Source organism: Vibrio sp. 10N.247.310.23 (genome assembly GCF_041467155.1).
Lineage (GTDB): Bacteria > Pseudomonadota > Gammaproteobacteria > Enterobacterales > Vibrionaceae > Vibrio > Vibrio crassostreae_C.
In genome coordinates this window covers 158,288-181,406 of sequence record NZ_JBFSTZ010000007.1, presented here as the reverse complement: position 1 = coordinate 181,406, position 23,119 = coordinate 158,288, and the positions used below count along the sequence as shown (strand labels likewise).

The window sequence follows — 23,119 nt, the reverse complement described above, 5'->3', positions numbered from 1 at the left end:
TGTAACCGATGTGATTGCAAAAGCTGTTTTTGTAATTGTTTTGTTAATTTGGCGTGAATTTACCCCTTTATTTTTTATTGATATAGGGAAATAATGAAAATAATTAATTCCAAAATTGGCATAATCAAATGCGAGCAGACGATTTGATCCTGTTTTCACAGGTAGTAGAGCTGGGCAGTTTTAGTAAGGTGGCAGAGCAAAATAACCTTACAAATTCGGTAGTTAGTAAGAGAATTGCGCGTTTGGAAGAAGAGATTGGCGTGCAGCTATTATATCGAACCACGCGTAAATTGACGCTTACCGAGGCGGGTAAGGCAATGTTACACGGAGCCAAAAATGTGAAGCAGGCGGCTCAAGAGGCTATGGACGCAGTTTCAGGCTTTGGTGAAAATGTCAGTGGTCATATCAAAATGTCAGTGCCTACTATCTCCGGAGATTTGATTCTCGCAGACGCTGTTGCCGAGTTTTGTAATATGCACCCAGGTTTAACGGTCGATATGTCTCTTAACAATCGCTTTGTGGATCTGGTTGATGATGGCCTCGACTTAGTGATTAGAACCGGCTACTTGGAAGACTCCAGCTTAATTGCCCGCCATATCTTGGACTCTCAATGGGTGGTATGTGCTTCTCCGTCTTATATCGCCAAGAATGGTAAGCCGATGCAGCCCAAGGATTTGGTTGAGCACAATTGTCTGCAATACGCTTATCAAACAACGGGTGCCAGTGAGTGGCAATTTCTGCATAGCAAAGATGGCTTTACCGATAACGATAAATACATAGTGCGCGTCTCGGGCTCTTTTTCTACCGATAATGCGACGGCATTAAGAAAGGCGGCGTTGGGCGGTCATGGGGTCGCGTATGTACCGCGCTGTCTGGTTTATCACGACATTCGTAACGGCCAGCTGGTGGATATCTTCCCTGATTTAGTCGGCAAGAAACTCGGTATTTATGCGGTGTACCCTTTTACTCGCCAGCCACCAAACAAGATTAAGTTATTGATTGAACATATCAGAACGCGCTACTTGACGATTTCTCACTATTTTTAATAAGGATCACGATGAGCTATTTAAAAGAGTATCCATATCCAATCACCAATAAACAGATCGTCAGCGATGACTACTTTGGTCAGATAATCGAAGACCCATATCGTTGGCTAGAAGACGACAGAAGTGACGAGACCGCGAAGTGGGTGGCGAGTCAAAACGCAATCACGTTTGATTACCTCGCTAAAATCCCGTATCGCGCGGAACTGAGAGAGCGACTGGCAAAAGCACAAGACTACAAAAAGAGCTCGCAGCCGTTTGTGCGAGGTGATTATACCTATTTCTATAAGAATGATGGTCTGCAGAACCACAGTATTCTCTATCGTCAGAAAGAGGGGCAACAGGTTGAAGTCTTCCTAGATCCGAATACCTTCTCGGAAGACGGCACCACATCATTGGGCTCAGTTTCGTTCTCGAAAGATTACAGCTTAGTGGCATACAGTATTTCAGAGGGTGGTAGCGACTGGCGCAAGATCTTTGTGATTGATACCGAGACTAAAAAGCAGCTTGAAGCCGAAATCACAGACGCTAAATTTACCGGTATTTCTTGGTTGGGTAATCGTGGCTTTTATTACTCTAGTTACGATAAACCAGACGGTAGTCAGCTTTCAGCTCGTACTGATCAACATAAGCTGTATTTTCATGAATTGGGTACCGAGCAAGCCAGCGACAAAGTGATTTTTGGTGAAAATAGTACTGAGCGACATCGCTATGTTTCGGGTTACGCCACCGAAGACGACCGCTATTTGATCATTCTTGGGCAAGAGTCGACGTCGGGAAATCGCCTGTTCTATATCGATTTAAACTCACAGGAACAATCACTGAACACGCTGATTGATCATGTTGATAGCGACACTTACCTCATAGATAATCGAGATGAAGTCTTTATTCTGTATACCAATCTCGATGCGCCAAACGGCAAGGTGGTGAGCTTTGATACTCGCAGTCAACAGTGGCTTGATATCATTTCCGAAAAACCACAACCATTAGATATCAGTACTGGCGGCGGATACTTGTTTGCCCACTACATGGTGGATGTGGTGTCGAAAATTGAGCAGCTGGATTACCAAGGCAACCTAGTTCGTGAAATCCATTTACCTGGGTTGGGAACGGCCAGTGGCTTAGGTGGTAAGAAAGAGCAAACCCAGCTTTATTACACCTTTACCAACTATGTCACGCCGCCAACCATTTTCTCATTCGATGTCGAAACTGGCAGTTCAGAAATCTATCAGCGCTCTGAGTCTCCGTTTGAATCGGATAAATTTGAGTCTAAACAGGTCTTCTATACCTCAAAAGATGGTACACAGGTTCCGATGCTTATCTCTTACAAAAAGGGATTAAAACTAGACGGTAGTAACCCAACCATGTTGTACGCTTATGGCGGCTTTAATGTCAGTCTGACGCCTTCTTTCTCAGGTACGGTGGGCAGTTGGCTAGAACTGGGTGGCGTATATGCGGTGCCGAACCTGCGTGGCGGTGGTGAGTATGGTAAGGCGTGGCACAAAGCGGGAACTCAGCAGAAAAAGCAGAATGTCTTTGACGACTTCATTGCTGCTGCCGAGTTCTTAATTGAAGAAAACTACACCAGTAGCGATAAGTTGGCGATTCGCGGCGGTTCTAACGGAGGCTTGCTGGTAGGAGCTTGTATGACACAAAAGCCTGAGCTGTTCCAAGTGGCTCTGCCTGCTGTTGGGGTGTTGGACATGTTGCGTTACCACACATTCACGTCTGGCGAAGGTTGGGCGTACGACTATGGTACCTCCGCGCAGAACAGAGAGATGTTCGAATATCTGCTTGGCTATTCTCCGGTTCATAATGTGGTGCGTGGCACGGATTATCCAGCAACATTGGTGACGACCGCTGATCACGATGACCGCGTAGTGCCTGCTCACTCTTATAAGTTCATCTCAGAGCTGCAAGATAAGCATGAAGGTAGTGCGCCCGTGATGATTCGTATTGATGTTAATGCGGGCCATGGCGCCGGAATGCCGCTCAGCAAAGCGATCGATCTCACCGCCGATATCTACGCATTTACTCTGTTCAATATGGGGGTTGCGTCTCTAGATTCACTTTAACGAATGCTTGATTCTAGATAACTGGGTATTTTACTCAGACCAAGAAGCCTCAAAATCTACCTTAGATTTTGAGGTTTTTCATATATATGAAAACCAATCAAATTCACACCTCGTTCTCTTTGCTTTTCGGCACCCTTTTACGTGATAGCCGCCACCATTACTGATGAAATGAAAGCGATTTCAAGCTGATATTTTACGCATTTTTCACTATAACCTGTTGATCTAAAATCAGTAGTTTTCGTCATGGATTTTCTAAAAGTTTCATGGCATTTAGGCTGATTTATCAGTGTGAACAGCAACCAACTTTTCAACGCTTTCATTGCTTAATATTTCCCTGTTCGATGAAAACTCAAAAAAATAATAGGGAAATACAATGCAAAAATTTAAGCTTTTGCCAATAACGGTCGCAGTGGCGGCATCGCTTGCTTCACTCTCTTCTTTTGCTGCTGATACTAATATCGAAGCATTAGAAAAACGAATCCAAGAGTTAGAATCTAGGGTTCACTTCTCCGCCTTGTTTACTGCTAACGACCAAACCGCTTACGGGGCGATTAAGGCGCTACACGATCACGGTTATAAAGTGCCAGAAGATGTGTCATTGATTGGGTTTGATGACTTACCAACGTCGAAGTATTTCACACCCGCGTTAACAACATTAAGGCAGCCAATTGAAGAGATTGGTGAAGTGTGTGCTCAGTCGATCTTGAACTTGTTATCTGGCGAGCGACATGAAGCAAGGTTGCCTCAGATTGATTTAATTGTGAGAGAGTCGACCAAATCTTTGTATCGTTAATTTCAAGACAAGCATCAAGGTGGTGCGCCTGTGATGATTCGTACTGATGTCAATGCGAACCATGGTGCAGGAATACCGCTGAGTAAAGCTATCGATCTCACCGCTTATATTTGCGCGTTCATATTGTTCAATACGGGGCAGGTAAGCTAAAACACTTTTGCCCCAAAGTTTGCTACAACAATGGAAAAAGGACTGACGAGTCAGCCATCTTTAATGGTTCGTTTTGGGGCTGTTTTCCGAGGAGAGCTTTGTATGAATCACACACCTCAGGGTTTTAGAAACTTAACCAAGACTTATTCGCATGGAATGGGGTCACTGAATTTCGACTTATTAAATTTCCATTTAAGATTTTCGGTTCATATGGAACAGCTTCATCACGTAGCTTTAACGCTAACTTAACAGCATTCTGTGCCATGAGTTCAATCGGTAAGTCTATGGTCGTTAATTCTGGGGTTGAAAACTCACCAAAAGGATCATTATCTATACCAATAACAGATACTTGACTTGGAACGTGAACCCCTTCTTCTGACAAAGCTTTAATCGCTCCTAAAGCCATATTATCGTTAAATGCGAGAATCGCCGTAAACTTCACATTTAACTTCAAGAGGTTGGTACACAGATCATATCCACTTCTTATATGGTAATCACCGGATAACACTAAAGATGGATTATAAGGCAATCTAGATGATTCTAAAGCTCGCTTATAACCTTCGATACGAGCTTTTCCTGTTGGGTTGTCTATTGGACCAGTTATGCATGCGATGCTCTTATGACCGCATGAAATCAAATGTTCCATTGCGGTCACGATAAGACTAGATTGATCAATGGATACTGAATGGTAATTCCCTGCCATAGAGGCACGGTTTAACACAACAAAAGGCACGGACAGTTGTGATTCTAACGTTTGTATATGCTCATCAGATAGGGTTCGGCTATAAAGCAAAATGGCATCAAATTGCCCTTCTAGTTGTCTAATTACTTCATATTCATGTTGAGGGTCATTCTTACCATCGATTACTGTTAGTGTTTTGCCTTCTGATTGAAGTTGAATTGAGATTTGCTGTAATAGTACCCCCCACCTAGTACTGTCATAGTTAGACAGTACCAATGCCACTGTATCAGTTTTATTTGTCGCTAAAGCTTGAGCGGTCCGGTTTGGACGGTAACCCAACTGTTCCATCGCGGCGAAGACACTATCTTTTGTCGATTGTTTAACCTGACCTGTGCCGTTGATCACACGCGAGACTGTTGCTTTGGAGACTCCAGCAAGTTTGCTGACATCAACAATGGTACTCATTCTATTCCTTTCATCACTTACCCACGTTACGTTTGGATATTATTATAAGTTATTGTTTATATGGACCAATTATCAAAAAATAAAGTTATCTTACTGTCTACTAGAACATAGTAACCCCTAAATTCGAACCCGATTTCTTACCTAATGTGATGCCCGTCATCAATTGTAGCATTGAGTAACGATATTTTATGACATTTCTCACACAAGTGAAACCGGTTTCTGTAACCGGTTTCTGTAACCGGTTACATTTTTCTCGTACTCTACAACGCTTACTAGATTAAGTGATAAATTAATAAGAAAAGGAACTAAATCATGATCAACATTTTATTGTGCTGTGCTGCTGGTATGTCTACTAGCATGGTCGTAAACAAAATGAAGCAATCTGCGGCAGCGAAAGGGATTGAAGCGCATATTGAAGCTGTGGGATTAGATGAATTCGAGTCGAACCTTCCAAACTTCGATTGCGTTTTACTAGGTCCACAAATTAAATACAAACTCAATGATTTCAAAGAGATTGCTGATGCTGCTAACAAACCAATTTCTGTAATGAATCAAATGGATTACGGCATGATGAAAGGCGAAAAAATCCTTAACGATGCAATCACAATGCTAAATCAATAAGAGGGATATCACGATGAAAGCATTATTCGATTTTCTAGAAAACACCTTAACACCGATAGCAGGCCGACTGGCAACTCAAAAGCACGTGTGTGCAATTCGTGACGGCTTCATTGGCGCAATGCCCTTCATGATCGTGGGTTCTTTCTTGCTTGTGTTTGCTTTTCCTCCTTTTTCGGAAGATACCGCGTTTGCCTTAGGTCAATGGTGGATTTCAATGTCATCCACCTATTTTGATGAAATCATGACCCCTTTTAATATGAGTATGGGGATTATGTCATGTTATATCTCTGCTTGTATCGCGTATAACCTAGCAAATAGCTACAAGTTAGATGCCCTACCAACGGCAATGCTTTCATTGATGTCATTTCTTTTGATAGCAGCACCGATGAAAGATGGTGCTCTGTCTGCAACGTACCTTGGTGGCACTGGTATCTTTACTGCAATCATTGTTGCGATCTTTGTTACTGAACTGACTCGTTTCTTAAAAGTTCATAATATTGGCATTAAAATGCCGGAGCAGGTGCCTGATAAAATTCGTCAGTCATTTAACCTGCTGATCCCAACAATGATCGTGATAGTTACGATTTATCCACTAAACCTTCTAATTCAAAACAATTTCGATATGCTAATTCCAGGTGCAATTATGGCTCTATTCCAGCCATTGGTATCAGCATCTGACACATTGCCGGCGATTTTACTTGCTGTACTTGTTGCACATACTCTATGGTTTGCTGGTATTCATGGTTCAGCAATCGTTTCTGGCATCATGGCACCCTTCTGGCTTTACAACCTAGGTGTAAACCAAGAAGCTCTTGCTGCAGGAATGGAACTGCCTCAAGTGTTTATTGAACCATTCTGGTCGTTCTTTATTGTATTAGGCGGCTCTGGTGCAACATTCTCATTAGTTCTACTTTACCTGAGAAGTAAATCTGCTCACCTTAAAACAATCGGTCGTCTTGGTGTAGTTCCTGCAATGTTCAACATCAATGAACCTGTAATCTTTGGTTCACCAATCGTTATGAACCCTATTATGTTCATTCCATTTGTCGGCGCTCCAATGATCAACGCTATCATCGCTTACTTCGCGACGAGTATGGACTGGATTGGCAAAATGGTTTCACTGGTTCCTTGGACGGCACCAGCACCAATAGGTGCAGCTTGGGGAGCTGGATGGCAGCTAAACAATGCTGTATTGGTGTTCATTCTAATTGGTGTAAATCTGGTTGTTTACTACCCATTCTTCAAAATTTACGAAAAACAGTTGCTTGCAGAAGAGCAGCCTCAAGACACAAATTCTACTCAAGATAACAAATCTAGTGAACAAAGCTTCGCGTAACATTCATCTAACTCAATAGAGTGGGTACTACCACTCTATTCATCAAAAATATTGAGGATATCCACATGGAACTAGAATCAACCGTAATGGAATTGATCATCAATGCTGGCGAGTCAAAAAGCCTAGCAATGCAAGCGCTACAGAATGCAAAGAAAGGTGAATGGGCAGAAGTTGACTCATTACTAACACAATCTACTGAGGCATCAAAGCGTGCTCACAAGGTTCAAACTGAGCTCATTGGAATGGATGAAGGTGAAGGAAAAGTGCCAGTGAACCTAATCATGGTTCACGCTCAAGACCACATTATGACTGCAATGCTTGCTCGTGAGTTGATTGAAGAGCTAATCAACCTACACCGTAAAATTCAATAAAATAACAACAGATCAAAATAAAGAGATAAACATGAAACCTAAGAATCTAACTCCTTTCCCTACCGATTTCTTTTGGGGCGCGTCAACCTCAGCTTACCAAGTTGAAGGCGCTTGGAACGAAGACGGTAAAGGACCATCAGTTATCGATATGGCTCCAATTGTCGAGGGTACAACAGATTTTAAAGTTACCAGTGACCACTACCACCACTACAAAGAAGACGTAGCACTATTTGCAGAGCTAGGCTTGAAAGCATACCGCTTCTCTGTGGCTTGGACGCGTATCTTCCCTAATGGTGACGGTGAAATTAACCAGAAAGGCGTGGAGTTTTACAGCAACTTAATCGACGAACTGATCAAGCACAATATTGAGCCTATCCTAACGATTTATCACTTTGATTTACCATACGCTTTACAACAAAAAGGCGGGTGGTCAAATCGTGACACTGTTGATGCGTTTGCACTGTACTCTAAAACACTATTCGAGCTGTACGGTGACCGTGTTAAGTACTGGCTAACAATTAATGAACAAAATATGATGATCTTGCACGGTGATGCCATTGGTACCAAGAGTGTTAGCGGTGAGAACCCGGTGAAAGATCTATACCAACAAAACCACCACATGTTGCTAGCACAAGCCAAAGCAATGGTACTTTGTCACGATATGCTTCCTCAAGCTAAAATTGGTCCTGCGCCAAATATTTCAACGATTTACCCTGCATCTTCAAAACCAGAAGATGTTCTTGCAGCGAACACGTTCTCGGCAATTCGTAACTGGCTATACCTAGATATGGCAGTTTATGGTCGCTACAACCCAACAGCGATGCGATTCTTAAAAGAACGTGATGCAACACCAGAGATTGCAGACGGCGATATGGACATTATGGCTCAAGCTAAGCCTGACTTTATCGCCTTTAACTACTACAACTCGCAAACCGTTGCTGAAAGTACTGGTGATGAGAGCGACATCAACTCAACTGGCGACCAACAAATCACGATTGGTGAAGTCGGTGCTTACCGTGGTACTGAGAACCCGAACCTAGTGAAAAACGAGTTTGGTTGGGAGATTGACCCTGTTGGTTTCCGTACCACAATGCGTGAAATTTACGAGCGTTATGCTCTACCTCTTATTGTGACTGAGAACGGTCTAGGTGCTTTTGATACCGTCGAAGCTGACGGTTCAATTGATGATAGCTACCGCATCGAATATCTACAGCAACATATTGACCAAGTTCAGCTTGCTATCACTGATGGTGTTGAGGTCTTCGGTTACAGTCCTTGGTCTGCAATTGACCTAGTCAGTACTCACCAAGGTTGTGCTAAACGTTATGGTTTTATTCATGTTGACCGTGAAGAGTTTGACCTAAAAGAGATGAAACGTTCTAAAAAGGCAAGCTTCCATTGGTACAACGCTCTTATCTCTAAACACACTGCATAACCAGTCTGAATGCTTGGAGCCTACGCTCCAAGCATTCAATTAAACTAGGAAAAGACTATGAAATTCTCCAACAGTTTTCTGTTTGGCGCAGCCACTGCCGCTTATCAAATAGAAGGCGCAATCGATAAAGACGGTAAGGGCCCGAGTAACTGGGATGAATTCGTTAAAATCTCAGGCAAAACCTTTGAAAATACAACGGGTGAATTAGCTGTAGATCACTACCACCGTTATAAAGAAGACATTAGACTCATGGCAGAAATGGGGCTAGAGTCATACCGTTTTTCTATCGCTTGGCCTCGAATTATTCCTAACGGTACTGGTGAGGTGAATCAAAAAGGCATCGATTTCTACAACAACATTATTGATGAATGCTTACATTACGGCATTGTACCATTTGTGACTTTATACCATTGGGATTTACCATTGGAGCTAGAGAAACAAGGCGGCTGGACGAATAAAGCAACCATTGATGCGTTTGTTAACTATGCCAAAGTTTGTTTTGAAGCATTTGGGGACCGTGTTAAACACTTCATAACCTTCAATGAAACCGTTGTTTTCTGTGGTCATGGTTACCTTGCTGGCGCCCATCCACCAGGTATTAAGGATGAGCCTAAGCTCTACTTTCAAGCCACTCATAATGTATTTTCAGCACATGCGAAAGCAGTACTCGCATACAAAGAGCTAAATCAATATGGTGATATCGGCTTAAGCCACGTATTCTCTCCTGCTTTTTCAGTGGACGATAGCATCGACAACAAATGGGCAGAGCGTCACGCAAATCAATTCGGCATCAACTGGTACTATGACCCTATCTTGAAAGGTCACTACCCTGACTATGTTTTGAAGATTCTTGAAGAGCGTGGCTGGATGCCTGAAATACTTGAGGAAGAAAGACTCGCATTAACCCAAGCTGCTCCACTCAACGATTTTATTGGTTTGAACTACTATCAACCCGTACGAGTAGAAAGAATTCTAGGCCAAGCAGAACACGTTGAGCATTCACGAGAAAATGCCACAGGTGCTCCTGGCAACCCAAGCTTTGATGGTGAATACCGCAGCGTATCAATGAAAGATAAGCGTTACACCAAGTGGGGTTGGGAGATTTCACCGGAAGGCTTTGTTGATGGTTTGAGACTACTCAAAGACTATTATGGTGATGTCACTATGTACATCACTGAAAATGGCCTCGGTGATGAAGACCCAATCATTGAGGGAGAGATATGCGACATTCCTCGAATTAACTTCATTAATGACCATTTAGTGGCTGTAAAAAAAGCCATTGATGAAGGTGTGAACATTCAAGGTTATTATGCATGGTCTGCAATTGACTTACTCAGTTGGCTGAATGGCTATAAAAAGCAATATGGCTTCATTTATGTAGACCATCAAAACAACCTAGACAGAAAGAAAAAAGCTTCTTTCCATTGGTATAAGGACATTATAGCGAGTCGAGGGGAAAGCCTTAAATACCCCGCTTAAAATCAAGCGAGCTATTGCAAAAAATGTCAATAGCTCGTTTTTGACCAAAAAGTAAAATCATTAATATTATGACTTCGAGCGCTTTCATAAAAGCAAAGAATAAAAAAAGACTGAACGTGAGAAAGTGTTGGCCGGTGAACTCTATAACCCGGTAGATGATGAGTTAAGTAAAAAGACGTCGTAGGTGCAGAAAAATAGAACGTCAACTTAACAACACAATGATAGGTGCTCCAGAGTAGAGGAATTCAATTGATGAACTTAGTCATCTTTGTGGCTTTTTAGCTAACTTATTGATTGCTAGGTTAACAATGTTACTAAAACACTTTTGTCCAAAAACGAGTTGAACTAAGCCGCTCTTCGACTACGACGACTACCAGCGAACTCTGTTTAAAGTCCGTTAATTTTAGCAAACCTTCATAATCACTGGCGCGAATCACTGAGTTGATTTTTCATATACGCCAGAAACGAAAAATGTCGCATCCATGCGACATTTCTCTTTTGGCGGCCAAACCAGTTTTGCTATATCCATTCTAGATTTCAATCCATTAGGAGATTATTCAGAATGTAATTATAAGACGCTGTTAATGTTGATTAGTTCCCTTTATGCGGCATTTTTTTTCGATTTATCTTCTAAGTCGAATGACGCAGCGATTAATTTCTTGGTGTAGTTGTTTTTCGGCGCATTGAAAATCTCTTCTGCAGACCCTTCTTCCATTACTTCGCCCTTCTGCATCACCAGTACGCGATCCGACAGTGCTTTCACTACCGAGAGATCGTGGCTGATGAACAGGAAGCCGATATTGTGCTTGGCTTGAATGTCTTTCAGCAGGTCAATCACGGTCAGTTGTACTGAGCGATCGAGTGCTGAAGTCGGTTCATCCAGCAAAATGAAAGAGGGCTCTAGAATCAGTGCGCGAGCAATCGCGATACGTTGTCTTTGCCCGCCAGAGAACTCATGTGGATAACGGTTTATTGAATTCGGCTCTAAGCGAACTTCAATCAATGCTTTGCGCGCTCTTTCTAAACGTTCTTGCTTGGATAGATGAGGTTGATGCACCGTTAAGCCTTCGGTGATGATTTCCCCAACTGTCATGCGTGGTGATAAAGAACCATAAGGATCTTGGAACACCATTTGGACATCTTTCTTGAGCTTGTGACGCTCTTTATCATTTAATAAGCTAACGTCTTGGCCTTTGTAAACAATACGTCCGGTACTCGGCAGCAAGCCGATTAATGCACGTCCAAGGGTTGATTTACCTGAACCAGATTCACCAACAATGCCTAGCGTTTCGCCTTGCTTAAGATTCAACGAAATGCCTTTTACGGCTTCGAAGTACTGGCTTTTACTCTTGATAAAGTGTGATTTCACCAAGAACTGAACTCGGATGTCGTCAGCACACAATAGTTCTGGGGCTGTCGCCTCAACAGGAACCTTAGCGCCTTTCGGAATCGAGTTAATGAGCATTCTTGTGTAATCATGTTTAGGACTATCGAACAAAGATTGAGTCATCCCTTCTTCTACGAGCTCACCTTTACACATCACTAGCACGCGGTCTGCAAAGTGTTTCACCACACCTAAGTCATGGGTGATGAACAAAATTGCCATGCCCATTTTGTTTTGGATTTCTTTGATAAGAGAAAGCACTTCCGCTTGTACGGTCACATCCAATGCGGTGGTGGGTTCGTCGGCAATCAAAATATCGGGCTCGTTGATCAAAGCCATCGCAATCATGATGCGCTGCAACTGACCGCCTGAAAACTCATGCGGATACTTGTTGTAAGCTTGTTCTGGCATTGGTAAATGCACAAGATTGAAGAGCTCTAGCACACGCTGTTTTGCTTTTGATTTCGATACATTGCGGTGACACATAATGGCTTCTTCCACTTGTGTGCCCACGCGAAGGTATGGGTTGAGAGAGGTCATCGGTTCCTGAAAGATCATGCCGATTCTATCGCCACGAATCGACTGCATTTCTCGTTCAGTCTTGCCAAGTATTGATTGCCCCTCAAATTCTATTTCAGATTGAGCATCAATGATGGCGTTATCAGGGAGCAAACGCATGAGTGCGTTAGAAGAGACTGATTTACCTGAACCTGATTCACCAACAATGGCCAAGGTTTCGCTGGATTTAAGGGTAAAGTTAACCTTTTTTACCGCATCAATGATTCCATCATTGGTTGTGAAGCTAACGGAGAGGTTATTGACTTTAAGAATGGCCCGGTCCGACATGATATATCCTTATCAATTTAAGACATTAGGTGAAGATTGAACTTCTGACGTTGTTTTAAGTTGCCCAAAATGGTGATGAGCACGTTGAATTTGTTCTAGTTCGAGCATCCAATGCGAACTGCGCTGAGCGCTGCAAAAAGCGATCAGGTGATTGAGCAAATCTTCGCTCTGCTTTTCCAATAACCCAAAGGTACGTTGAATCAGCTCAGTGTTCTCCAGAGAGATAAATTGCATCAGAGCGTAAGATTGATTCAAGGTATCGAAGGCTTGTTGGTGCTGACCTAATCGGTTGAGTATCTCTGATTGAGCGACACTTGCGTCTCTCAACCCGGCAAGCAGGCAGGCAAATTGGCAAGGTTTAATATCGCTTTGGTATGCTGCATCTTGGATGTGATGAGGAAGTGAGGTTAGAACATCACCATACAGGCGCTGTGCTTCAGGCCAGTGACCTTGTTCCATTAACTGTTCAGCTTTTAGGTAGTGCATCCAGCATCGTTCAATTTCCATATCCACATCCTCAATTTATAATATCCGAAAATGTTAATGATATTTATTATCAATTGCAAATTAAAATCATTCACATGTTAAGTTGGTGAATTAAATAACGAGCTATTCCTAAAAATGGCTTAAATTGTGTGTTATTTGTTCAGTTGAACAGCTGTGTAGCGTAAGTCACTAAATTTGTAGGAAATTACATCTACACTGATTTTATCTACACCCAAGTAATGAAGGACTAAGGAGGCGGCGATGGCGATGCAAAGACTCAATACAGAACAGCTGTATCAGGTGGCGGATTTAGACAAGCTACCATGTAAGTCGACCAAAGAACTGGCTCCAATTGACGAAATCGTCGGGCAGGAACGGGCACAAAAAGCCGTTGAGTTCGCGATGTCAATCAAGGAAAAGGGTTACAACATTTATGCGATAGGGCGAAATGGTCTGGGTAAACGCACCATGATCTTGCGCTATCTGAACCGTCACCCTCAAGAAGTGCAGGAGCTTTTTGATTGGTGTTATATCGCGAACTTTGAAGATATTCGTACACCTAAGGTACTGAAATTGCCGCGTGGCGTTGGCAGCAGCTTAAAGCAAGATATTGAAAAATTGATGCGTAAACTGCTGAAAGGTATGCCTCTAGCGTTTGATAACGAGATGTACTTTAGCCGTGCTGACAGGCTTAAAAACCAATTAGCAGCTAAGCAACAAGCCGCGTTAGAAAGCATTAGCCAAGAAGCGAAAGACAAGGGCATTAACCTGACGATCACCACTCAGGGTGATTACCAGTTTGTGGCAATGAATGGCGATGATCTTCATACCGAAGAGAGCTTTGATCTGCTTTCGCCGGAAGAGCAAGATCAATTCGATAAAACCATTGATGGATTGGAAGTCGGCCTACGAACCATCTCTCGTGAACTGACGGAACTTGAAGAGACGTACACTGAGAAAATTCAAAAGCTTAATGATGATACGGCGCGAGATGTGATCACGCACTTCATCAAGCAATTGAAGAAGGATTACAGCCAATATCCAGACATCAAAAAGTACCTAACGGCACTGCGTAAAGACATTGTCGACAACGCTGACATCTTCTTAGAAGAGAGCACGGAGCAAGCAGAAGTTGCAACGGCCTCTTTGGATAAGAAAATGCCGCGTCGCTACAAGGTTAATGTGATTGTGAGCCAAAAGGAGGAGACTCTGCCGATCGTGGTGGAAGAGAATCCAAATTATCACTCTCTGTTTGGCTATGTAGAAACGGCGACGTTCAAGGGTACTGTCTTTACTGACTTCTCATTGATTCGCGCAGGTAGCTTACACAGAGCCAACGGTGGCGTATTACTGATGGATGCGGTGAAGGTACTTGAGCAGCCGTACGTTTGGGAAGGCTTGAAACGAGCACTGCGTTCACGTCAATTGAGCTTCACTTCATTAGAAAAAGAGGTGACCTTAACGGGGGCGGTATCGCTTGATCCAGAACCGATTCCATTGGATGTTAAGATCATCCTGTTTGGCGATTACCGAACTTACCAACTGCTGCAACACTACGATGCAGAGTTTGGTGAACTGTTCCGTGTAACGGCCGATTTTGAAGATGAGATGAAGCGTACTCCCGATTCTGAAATGCATTACGCGCGCTTTATTTCGAGCATCGTGCACGACAACAACATGCTGCATTGTGACCGTAAAGCGATCGCTCGCATCATTGAGCACAGCTCTCGTCAGGCGGGTGACCAAGGTAAATTGTCTCTGCACTCTGCTCACATTGCTAATCTGCTTCGTGAATCAAACTACGTGGCGAGAGGCTCAAAATCGAACCTGATTCGTGCAACGCACGTTGACCAAGCGTTATCTAACCAACAGATGCGTGTCGGACGACTGCAAGACAGCGTGATGGAAACCTTCACTAACGGCACAACGCTAATCCATGTTGATGGTCAAGCGGTTGGGCAAGTGAATGCGCTGTCTGTACTCAGCACGACGGATCATATGTTTGGTGCGCCGAACCGAATCACGGCAACCACCGCTTACGGTGATGGTGAAGTGATTGATATCGAAAGAAACGTAGACCTAGGTGGCAGTATTCACTCAAAAGGCGTGATGATCTTGTCGGCTTACCTTTCTTCCGTATTTGGTAAGACAGCCAAAGTCCCGCTCACCACTAACATCACCTTCGAGCAATCGTATGGTGGCGTCGATGGTGACAGTGCGAGTATGGCCGAGTTCTGTGCGGTTGTATCAGCGTTCTCTAAGCAGCCAAACCGTCAAGACATCGCGATTACAGGCTCGATGAACCAGTTTGGTGAGTCTCAGCCTATTGGTGGTGTGAACGAGAAAATTGAAGGTTTCTTTGATGTGTGTGAAATCAAAGGGCGTTCAAACGAACAAGGGGTGATCATCCCGCGTTCAAATGTTCACAACCTGATGCTGCGTAGCGATATTGTGAAAGCGGTTGAAAAGGGCGAGTTTAATATCTGGGCGATTGACCATGTAACAGAAGCGATTGAACTGTTCACAGGCAAAGCCGCAGGTGAGGCGAGTGATGAGGGTAGTTATCCAATTGATACTATATTTGGTATCGCCCAAGCTAAACTGAACGCACTGCGCAAATAGTTTGAATATCTAGATACACAGTTTAATAGCTAAGCTAAATAGATAGATAAACAAACAGATAAACAGCTCAAACGCAAAAGCCATCGATTCTAGAGTCGATGGCTTTTTTGTTGGTTACGATTTGGTTTACCAGTGAGCTATTTGTATTTGGTCAGCTTGCTGTATTCGGTGAAAGTCGCGTGTTAAAAGGCGTTACCCATTTCGTAAGCAAAGCTTGGTGCCATCGAACTTCAGTTTTGCCAACAAGTGTTTGGCGTTAGCTCGGCCAATATCATCAAATTCGACACCGTATCGAGCGTAGTGTGTCGATTTCTGTAGATTGCAGACGATGCCTCGCAATGGCGGAATCAGTGGTCCGTTGTAGTTCTCAGGGGTTATCTCAATAGACACGCGATCGGCAATCTGAATCGCACGAGAGGTTGGTGAGGTAACGAAACGACAACCACTTTTCGATAAGTCTCTTATCTCACAGTTTGCTCGCTGGTCGTTGAAGATGATTCTTGAAGCCAGATTCACTTCATAGCGTGTTTCTTTACGCAGCTGAGTCACTTGCATCGTGCTTGGTGTTGAAAGTACAAGAATAGGGAAGGGTTCACCAATCTTATGGTGAATTTGGCTTCTAAAGTGGATAAGCGCGCCTTCACCTCGTAGAGAATACGCACGAGCGGTCATCCAAAAACCTTCTTGAAAGAAAAAGTTCAGATCTTCATTGGATACCTCGGGAACCTCAACCACAATACAGTTATCACTGTGCGTACCGATAAACTTGGTGGTGGCGAGAAACTTCGTGCCAACGGGAGTCGAGACATTTAATGTCAGCTCACTGCCGTGCTCAATCATGGCCAGTGCATCAGTGCTATTGATAGTGGAAACGGTGCGATTACGAGGGTCTTGAAGTGCCTGATTATGCTCCAAAGGCTTCTTCAGGGGTGCGTTCATTATATGTTCTCCATGCGCCAACATGCGTCTGTTAGATATTGATAACTTGCTAACAAGGGGTTATTACGTGCTAGATTTAGTAGGTGTACTAACGCAATTTACAGAGTGCTTTTAATTGGTTTGAATTTTATTTATAACCACACGCTATAATAATATTTTCTTTGATTGTAAGTACTTAGTTTTATTTATATGCACTTGCGTTAGTCTATTACAAGGAATTCATACTTCAAACTTTAATTGTTTGTCGTATCCATTATTTGCAGGAGTTGAGAATGCAGGCAGTAAAATGGGATCAAGAAGTGAACCAGATCACGGTAGAGTTAGAACCCAACCAGTTCGCGGTCGTTAAGTATCAAAAGGACGGAGATGTACTACATATCACGTCGACACGCATTCCTGATGAACTGCAAGGCAAGGGCTTTGGGAAGGTGATGATGGCGTCGGTATTGCCTGAAATTGAACAAGCGGGCTTCAAAATTGTGCCGGTTTGTAGCTATGTGGTTCACTACATGAATAGGCAGCCACAGTGGTCACACCTTCTATCCGATAAAGCATAACAACGAGTAATATGTCTCAATCAATATCGTCGAATAATCGAGCTCAACCTGAAGCGGGTTCAAGTCAAAATCAGCCAGAGCTTTATCAACAAGAGTTTTATCAAAATGAGCTTTATCAAAAAATAGCGACCTCGCTGGGTTGTCATGAAGGGTTTGATGTCCAAGTGATTCAACGCCTATGGGGTGGATATGGCGAGTTAGTTCGCTTAGTCTTTTCTCAAGAAAGCAGTGCGGAACTCAAGAGTGTGATTGTTAAACATGTCGCGTTGCCAGATAAAGCTGAACACCCAAAGGGTTGGAATACCAAACTCTCTCACCAACGAAAGGTACACTCTTACCAAGTGGAAACAGCTTGGTATCAGTCATTCACCCAACAATGGGACGAGCGCTGCCCTGTACCTGTTGGGCTGCAATGTGAACTAGAAGAGAATGAGTGGCTGATAGTGATGCAAGACTTAGCCGACATCGGCTTTCCGTTGGTTTCTCAGTTTGATGTGCTTGCTGTTTCTGACGATCTGGCAACCAAAAAGGCTCAGCCTGAACTGGCGTCTGGTTACACACTAGAAGAGCAAAAACAACGCGATGCTTGTCTTAAATGGCTCGCTAACTTTCACGCAAAGCATATCAATATCAATCAAGAGCAGTTGTCATCATTGTGGCAAGTCGGTACTTATTGGCATCTAGATACACGTCCTGATGAGCTCAATGCCTTGGCTGATTTACCATTGAAGAATCAAGCCAAGCACATCGACCGTTTACTCAAAGAGTGTCCATATCAAACCTTAGTCCATGGCGATGCCAAGCTCGCCAATTTTTGTTTTGATTCTGAAAGCGAGCGAGCAGCTGCGGTCGATTTCCAATATGTGGGTTACGGCTGTGCGATGAAAGACGTCGCCTTGTTCATGAGCAGCGCGATTAGGCCACAAGATTGCGCAGAGCTTGAATCAGAAGTACTAGATGCTTACTTCCACTACTTGAAAGAGGCATTGGCGTACTATCAGCCACACCTTTCATTTGATGAGGTAGAAGCAGCATGGCGACCAATGTTTTACGTGGCGTGGGCCGATTTCCAACGTTTCGTAAAAGGCTGGAGCCCAGAGCATTGGAAGATTAACCCTTATACTGAGCAGTTGACCTTACGAGTGCTCACTCAATTAGACGAACAGGAGTCCGTCAATGTTCGATAGAACCGCGAGCTGGAAAACGCCGCAAAACTTTTTATTACTGATTTCGATTGTTGTACCGATCGCGTTTTCGAGCTGGATGGCTCTGCTTAATAACTTCGTGATTGAGAAGGCGAACTTTGATGGTGCGGATATTGGCTTGCTGCAAAGTGTGCGTGAGATCCCGGGTTTCTTAGCGTTTACCGTAGTGTTTGTGTTGGCATTCATTCGTGAGCAACGCTTCATGTTGATATCGCTGGCGATGCTCACTGTAGGCACCGCGATTACGGGTCTGTTCCCCTCACTCACTGGATTGTTGCTGACTACCATTTTAATGTCGACGGGCTTTCACTATTTTGAAACGCTGAAGCAGTCTCTGTCACTGCAGTGGTTGAGTAAAGAAGAAGCGCCCGAGATGCTGGGTAAAATGATCTCCGTTGGCGCGTTGGCATCTTTAATCACTTATGGCTCTATTTGGGTGATGTTAGAGCAACTCAAACTCGACTTTGCTTGGGTGTATGGCATCACTGGCGGAATTGGTTTTGTTTTAGTTTTGGTGATGACCTTTGGCTTCCCTGAGTTTCAAACCAAGACGCCACAGAATAAGAAGTTGGTACTGCGGAAGCGTTACTGGCTCTACTACGCGCTAACGTTTATGAGCGGTGCGAGAAGACAAATCTTCACCGTGTTTGCAGGCTTTCTGATGGTAGAGAAATTCGGTTACTCGGCAGCTGACATAACGCTATTGTTCTTAATCAACTACCTATTTAACTTCTTGTTCGCAAAACGTATTGGTCGATTTATTGGTGTGGTGGGTGAGCGTAAGGCGCTGATTTTCGAGTATGTTGGCTTGATTGGTGTGTTTGTCGGTTATGGTTTGGTGCAAAGCGCAGAGTGGGCGGCAGCACTTTACGTGGTCGATCATTTGTTCTTTGCATTGGCACTAGCGATCAAAACTTACTTTCAGAAAATTGCAGATCCGGCTGACATGGCATCAACCGCTGGTGTCTCTTTTACCATCAATCATATTGCAGCGGTCGTTATTCCAGTGGTGTTTGGTGTGATTTGGTTGTCTTCTCCTGCAACGGTTTTCTATATTGGTGCAGTGATGGCCGTGGTTTCTTTGGCGTTGTCTTTAAACATTCCTAAGACACCTGAAGAAGGCAATGAAGTGCGAATGTTTAGCTGGCGCTAATGTTGGTCTCGATATTATGAAATAAGCAAAAAGCTCCAATAGTGATATTGGAGCTTTTTGTTTATGTGGGATATGTATATCTAATCCGCAAAATAGGTTTCACGCGGATCAGTTTCTTACGGTTTTTAATTCGGTACGCAGCTTGAAGATTCCCTTTGGTGCTTTGGTCAGTAAGATGCCGCAAAGTAGAGGAATCATCATTACAAGTGACTGTTCAGATAGAACCTCACCATTGATGTAGCAAGAGATCAGCAGCGCAACCACTGGGAAGATTAGGAAGCAGATAGACGCTTGGAAAGGTGTCGAAACCTGACCTAATTTAAAGTAAGCAACAATGCCGCCAACACTCGCGACAAAGCCTAGGTAAACCACGGCTGAGATTGAATCCTCAGTGAAGGATTCAACATTCACGTTTTCACCTACAGCTGAAACAGCGAATAAGAATAAAGCAGCAATCAGGCTCGGTACGGCGTTGTAGGTCAGTACTTCAATACCTTTGCAGTGCTTTTGAACCAGCACATACATAACTGCGTGAATCGCAACAGCAAGGCCTAAGCAAACCGTGCCAATTAGGTAGTCATCGCCACCCATCTGCATTTCGTTGCCAAGGATTAAACATAGGCTCACAACAGCAGTAATCAAACCGAATATCTGGTGCTTCGCCAGTCGTAGACCTAAGAATAAGCCAGACATCAGCATCACAACCACAGGCATGTTGGCGAAGATGATCGACGCTAAACCTGAAGAGATGTATTGCTCGCCATAGATCATCAACGTAAACGGAATCGCGAAATACATCAGCGCAACAATAAGCAGCCATTGGCGCTTACCTTTAGGGAACAGCAGTGGTTGGTTGAAGACTTTCGCTAATACCGCAAGCAGAGGTGCTGCAAGTAAAAAGCGTAACGCAGTAGCAAAAATAGGTGGGATAGAATGCAATGCTACTTCCATAGCGAACCAAGTGGTTCCCCAAATTAAGCAAACAGAGACAAAAAGCAAGATAGTTAGAGACTTCGAATTCATGGTGACTACTCATTAATAATTATTTTAAATCATAAGCTTGTGGCGCCTTAACGACGTGGCACAGTATAAGTAGGTCGTCGGAGAAAGTTTTTGTCTTTTTATCTCTAATTTGAGTTTTTTGTGGAAATTAAATCTCTAGTATGATTATTTTATAGAAAATAAATTCGCTTTAGATAGTTAAAGTAAAGTCATTGTTCTTTGTGAGGTTTAATTTAACTTAAGGAATGGTCAACTCAACGAGTATGGCTGTTGGGTTATTGCTGTTAGCGTAGCAACAAAAAACGCGCCCTTAATGAGGCGCGTTTTTGAACAATACGTTTAAGAGGCTGCGTCTACTGCGTAACAGGCTTAACTTGTTTGGACTGTCTTACTGCCAGAATAAGTTGCGGTAGCAGTGACATCACGATCATGCCTGTCATCAGTGAATACTGTACTGGAGTAAAGGATTCACCCATCAACACCATCCCCGTAACGATGCCAGCCACTGGGTTAGCGATGCCACCGAAGGTGAAATCAACCACCGACATACGTTGTAGTAACCATACATACATGCCGTAACCAAGCGCAGTATTTAGCCCAATTACCCACAATAGACCCATTGCATTGCGAGATTCGAAATGAGTGACAGCATTAACATAAGGTTGCGGGTCGATGAACGCATGAACGCCAGACGCGACAGACAAAAGCGCACCGCCTAGAATCAGCTGCCACGTTAATACCTTCCACCAGTGCATGCGATTACCCAGTGATTTGGTAATACTGCTGCCGATGACAATACACATGATTGCGGCGAACATGGCACCTAAACCGATTGGATTCAAAGCGATTTGGCTTGGGTTAAACAATATCCACGCTAAGGTGATCAAGCCAATACCAGACAGGGCTTGAATCAAATGCGGGCGCTGCTTTTTCACTACCCAATGGAAGATCATCGCGAACACAGGCACAGAGATCATACCCACGCCAGAAATCGCTGAAGGCAGCGTTAGTGCCATCACGAAGATCAGGCCAAAGAAGGTCGCAATATTGATAAGACCCAATGTGAAAATGATCTGCCACTCGCCGTTTTTAGGCAGTGTCGGCTTTACTGCTAGCAATAACAAACCAGCAGGTAACGCACGCAAAGCACCTAATAATAATGGTGGCCACTCCTGTAGCGTAAATTGCGTCACTGCATAGGTTGTTCCCCAAAAGAACGCGGGGATCATTGCTAATAATATGTTCATCTGAAATATCTTTACGTTAAGATAACTATTGTGTGAACTGTATACTGAGAACTAGTGGTTGTAAAGTATCTTTATGTTAAACTAGTTTGAAGTAATCAGACTAACAACGGAGCGAGATTGCAAATGGATGCTATCGACCGCGTAGTAGAGCAATGGGCAAAGGAAAAGCCCGAACTAGAAACTGAGCCTATGGCAATGATGGGTCGGATTATGCGTATTGCCAAGTATATGGAGACACAAGTTGCCGAGCTTCATAAGAAATACGACATGAAGCTGGGGGAGTTTGATGTGCTGGCGACGTTGCGACGTTCTGGGAAGCCTTACCGACTGACGCCATCTGAACTGATTGGATCCATGATGCTGACATCTGGCGCGATGACCAATCGCCTTGATAAGCTAGAAGCCAAAGGGCTGATCAGTCGTGAACACAGCAAAGAAGACAGACGCAGCGTGAGTGTCCAGTTAACTAAAGATGGTCTTATTCTGATTGACCAAATGATGACTGAACATGTCGAAATGCAGAAAAAACTGGTTAAATCATTGTCTGTGAGTCAGAAGAAGAACACCAACCAACTTCTGAAAACATGGTTGAGCGCGTACGAGTAGTTTTTCTGATCTTCCTTTAGATTCAATAAAAAACCGAAGCTTAATCGCTTCGGTTTTTTTGTGCTTGTTTAAGAACTTCAAGTACAGCGAATTGGCGAGTTAAGCTTGCAGCATCTCGTCACTGAACAGTTCTGCACAACCAATGCCGTTGATGGCGCAACTTTCGTCGATGTCTGAGATGTCACCGCTGACCCCAATCGCACCAAGTACCGTTTTATCCTTATCTCGAATCAGTAGCCCCCCTGGAACTGGCACCATGTTTCCGTGTGCGAGCACGTTTACGGCGGAGATGAATGCTGGTCGGTTGTCAGCATCTTGGGCGAGTTTTCTAGAGGAACAACCCAGTGCGAGTGCCCCCCACGCTTTAGCGATCGCGATGTCTGGTCGCATCATGCTAGAGCCGTCTTGACGTTGCAGAGAAATCAGCTTGCCACCGCTGTCTAAGACGGCGACCGTCAAAGGTTCTGTGTGGATTTTGTTTCCTGCTTTTAAGGTTCCATCGATGATGGTTAACGCTTGTTGTAGAGTCAAACTTCCCATGTTATCTCCTAGTTTTTCAAGGGGCATACGTACCAAGCTCAGCCAGCCAATCATTACTCTTGTTTGTGAATATCATTGACTG

The 23,119-nt window shown here is 43.7% G+C and carries 20 protein-coding genes; 13 read left to right on the top strand and 7 right to left on the bottom strand.

Features of this window, described 5'->3' with window-relative positions:
* The first annotated feature begins 128 nt into the window (after positions 1-128).
* The 3 genes from AB6D93_RS07855 (at position 129) to AB6D93_RS07845 (ending at position 3,911) form a co-directional block, all read left to right on the top strand.
* Positions 129-1,046: a LysR family transcriptional regulator gene (locus AB6D93_RS07855; protein WP_017081288.1), complete on the top strand. Its 918-nt coding sequence runs from the start codon at positions 129-131 to the stop codon at positions 1,044-1,046.
* An 11-nt stretch (positions 1,047-1,057) separates the two neighbouring features.
* Positions 1,058-3,118 carry a prolyl oligopeptidase family protein gene (locus AB6D93_RS07850; RefSeq protein ID WP_102332279.1) on the top strand — a complete coding sequence of 687 codons (2,061 nt, stop codon included), beginning with the start codon at positions 1,058-1,060 and terminating at the stop codon, positions 3,116-3,118.
* 373 nt (positions 3,119-3,491) lie between these two features.
* Positions 3,492-3,911, top strand: a complete 420-nt coding sequence (locus AB6D93_RS07845; RefSeq protein WP_102332277.1) for a substrate-binding domain-containing protein — start codon at positions 3,492-3,494, stop codon at positions 3,909-3,911.
* 274 nt (positions 3,912-4,185) lie between these two features.
* Here the strand turns inward: AB6D93_RS07845 and AB6D93_RS07840 are convergent, their stop codons facing one another.
* Positions 4,186-5,208, bottom strand: a complete 1,023-nt coding sequence (locus tag AB6D93_RS07840; protein ID WP_102332276.1) for a LacI family DNA-binding transcriptional regulator — start codon at positions 5,206-5,208, stop codon at positions 4,186-4,188.
* A gap of 312 nt (positions 5,209-5,520) precedes the next feature.
* On the opposite strand from AB6D93_RS07840, the gene AB6D93_RS07835 reads away from it, so the two are divergent.
* The 5 genes from AB6D93_RS07835 to AB6D93_RS07815 all read left to right on the top strand — a co-directional run bounded on the left by AB6D93_RS07835 (position 5,521) and on the right by AB6D93_RS07815 (position 10,450).
* Positions 5,521-5,829 carry a PTS sugar transporter subunit IIB gene (locus AB6D93_RS07835; RefSeq protein WP_102332275.1) on the top strand — a complete coding sequence of 103 codons (309 nt, stop codon included), beginning with the start codon at positions 5,521-5,523 and terminating at the stop codon, positions 5,827-5,829.
* Between the two features lie 13 nt (positions 5,830-5,842).
* The gene (locus AB6D93_RS07830) at positions 5,843-7,165 is read left to right on the top strand and encodes a PTS sugar transporter subunit IIC (protein WP_102332274.1); all 1,323 of its coding nucleotides are present in this window, start codon (positions 5,843-5,845) and stop codon (positions 7,163-7,165) included.
* Positions 7,166-7,230: 65 nt separating this feature from the next.
* Positions 7,231-7,536 (top strand): PTS lactose/cellobiose transporter subunit IIA, encoded by a 306-nt coding sequence (locus AB6D93_RS07825; RefSeq protein ID WP_102332273.1) that lies wholly within the window; start codon positions 7,231-7,233, stop codon positions 7,534-7,536.
* Between the two features lie 31 nt (positions 7,537-7,567).
* The gene (locus tag AB6D93_RS07820) at positions 7,568-8,971 is read left to right on the top strand and encodes a glycoside hydrolase family 1 protein (RefSeq protein WP_102332272.1); all 1,404 of its coding nucleotides are present in this window, start codon (positions 7,568-7,570) and stop codon (positions 8,969-8,971) included.
* A 57-nt stretch (positions 8,972-9,028) separates the two neighbouring features.
* Positions 9,029-10,450 (top strand): glycoside hydrolase family 1 protein, encoded by a 1,422-nt coding sequence (locus AB6D93_RS07815; protein ID WP_102332271.1) that lies wholly within the window; start codon positions 9,029-9,031, stop codon positions 10,448-10,450.
* 601 nt (positions 10,451-11,051) lie between these two features.
* Here the strand turns inward: AB6D93_RS07815 and AB6D93_RS07810 are convergent.
* Both AB6D93_RS07810 and AB6D93_RS07805 read right to left on the bottom strand, forming a co-directional pair.
* Positions 11,052-12,680 (bottom strand): ABC transporter ATP-binding protein, encoded by a 1,629-nt coding sequence (locus tag AB6D93_RS07810; protein WP_102332270.1) that lies wholly within the window; start codon positions 12,678-12,680, stop codon positions 11,052-11,054.
* A gap of 12 nt (positions 12,681-12,692) precedes the next feature.
* The gene (locus tag AB6D93_RS07805; protein WP_029235272.1) at positions 12,693-13,187 is read right to left on the bottom strand and encodes a hypothetical protein; all 495 of its coding nucleotides are present in this window, start codon (positions 13,185-13,187) and stop codon (positions 12,693-12,695) included.
* Between the two features lie 240 nt (positions 13,188-13,427).
* Here AB6D93_RS07805 and AB6D93_RS07800 point away from each other — a divergent pair, with 240 nt between their 5' ends.
* Positions 13,428-15,788: a Lon protease family protein gene (locus AB6D93_RS07800; protein WP_017061577.1), complete on the top strand. Its 2,361-nt coding sequence runs from the start codon at positions 13,428-13,430 to the stop codon at positions 15,786-15,788.
* 192 nt (positions 15,789-15,980) lie between these two features.
* On the opposite strand, the gene AB6D93_RS07795 is transcribed toward AB6D93_RS07800, so the two are convergent.
* Positions 15,981-16,727: a flagellar brake protein gene (locus AB6D93_RS07795; RefSeq protein WP_017065025.1), complete on the bottom strand. Its 747-nt coding sequence runs from the start codon at positions 16,725-16,727 to the stop codon at positions 15,981-15,983.
* Between the two features lie 272 nt (positions 16,728-16,999).
* Between AB6D93_RS07795 and AB6D93_RS07790 the strand changes: the two genes are divergently transcribed.
* The 3 genes from AB6D93_RS07790 to AB6D93_RS07780 are packed head-to-tail and all read left to right on the top strand — an operon-like array spanning position 17,000 to position 19,642.
* Positions 17,000-17,284, top strand: coding sequence for a GNAT family N-acetyltransferase (locus AB6D93_RS07790; RefSeq protein ID WP_102332269.1), 285 nt, complete (start codon positions 17,000-17,002; stop codon positions 17,282-17,284).
* 11 nt (positions 17,285-17,295) lie between these two features.
* Entirely contained in the window at positions 17,296-18,471 is a 1,176-nt protein-coding gene (locus AB6D93_RS07785) for a phosphotransferase (RefSeq protein ID WP_102332268.1), read from the top strand.
* Positions 18,461-19,642: an MFS transporter gene (locus AB6D93_RS07780; RefSeq protein WP_102332267.1), complete on the top strand. Its 1,182-nt coding sequence runs from the start codon at positions 18,461-18,463 to the stop codon at positions 19,640-19,642. Before AB6D93_RS07785 ends, AB6D93_RS07780 begins: the two co-directional genes overlap by 11 nt.
* A 108-nt stretch (positions 19,643-19,750) precedes the next feature.
* Here AB6D93_RS07780 and AB6D93_RS07775 read toward each other — a convergent pair whose 3' ends face one another.
* A complete protein-coding gene (locus AB6D93_RS07775; protein ID WP_102332266.1) occupies positions 19,751-20,665 on the bottom strand; it encodes a DMT family transporter in 915 nt (304 codons plus the stop codon).
* Between the two features lie 332 nt (positions 20,666-20,997).
* Positions 20,998-21,891, bottom strand: coding sequence for a DMT family transporter (locus AB6D93_RS07770; RefSeq protein WP_102332265.1), 894 nt, complete (start codon positions 21,889-21,891; stop codon positions 20,998-21,000).
* 123 nt (positions 21,892-22,014) lie between these two features.
* On the opposite strand from AB6D93_RS07770, the gene AB6D93_RS07765 reads away from it, so the two are divergent.
* On the top strand, positions 22,015-22,497 hold the full coding sequence (locus AB6D93_RS07765) for a MarR family winged helix-turn-helix transcriptional regulator (protein WP_102332264.1): 483 nt from the start codon (positions 22,015-22,017) through the stop codon (positions 22,495-22,497).
* A gap of 99 nt (positions 22,498-22,596) precedes the next feature.
* On the opposite strand, the gene AB6D93_RS07760 is transcribed toward AB6D93_RS07765, so the two are convergent.
* Positions 22,597-23,037, bottom strand: coding sequence for a heme-binding protein (locus tag AB6D93_RS07760; protein ID WP_008220964.1), 441 nt, complete (start codon positions 23,035-23,037; stop codon positions 22,597-22,599).
* Between the last annotated feature and the right edge of the window lie 82 nt (positions 23,038-23,119).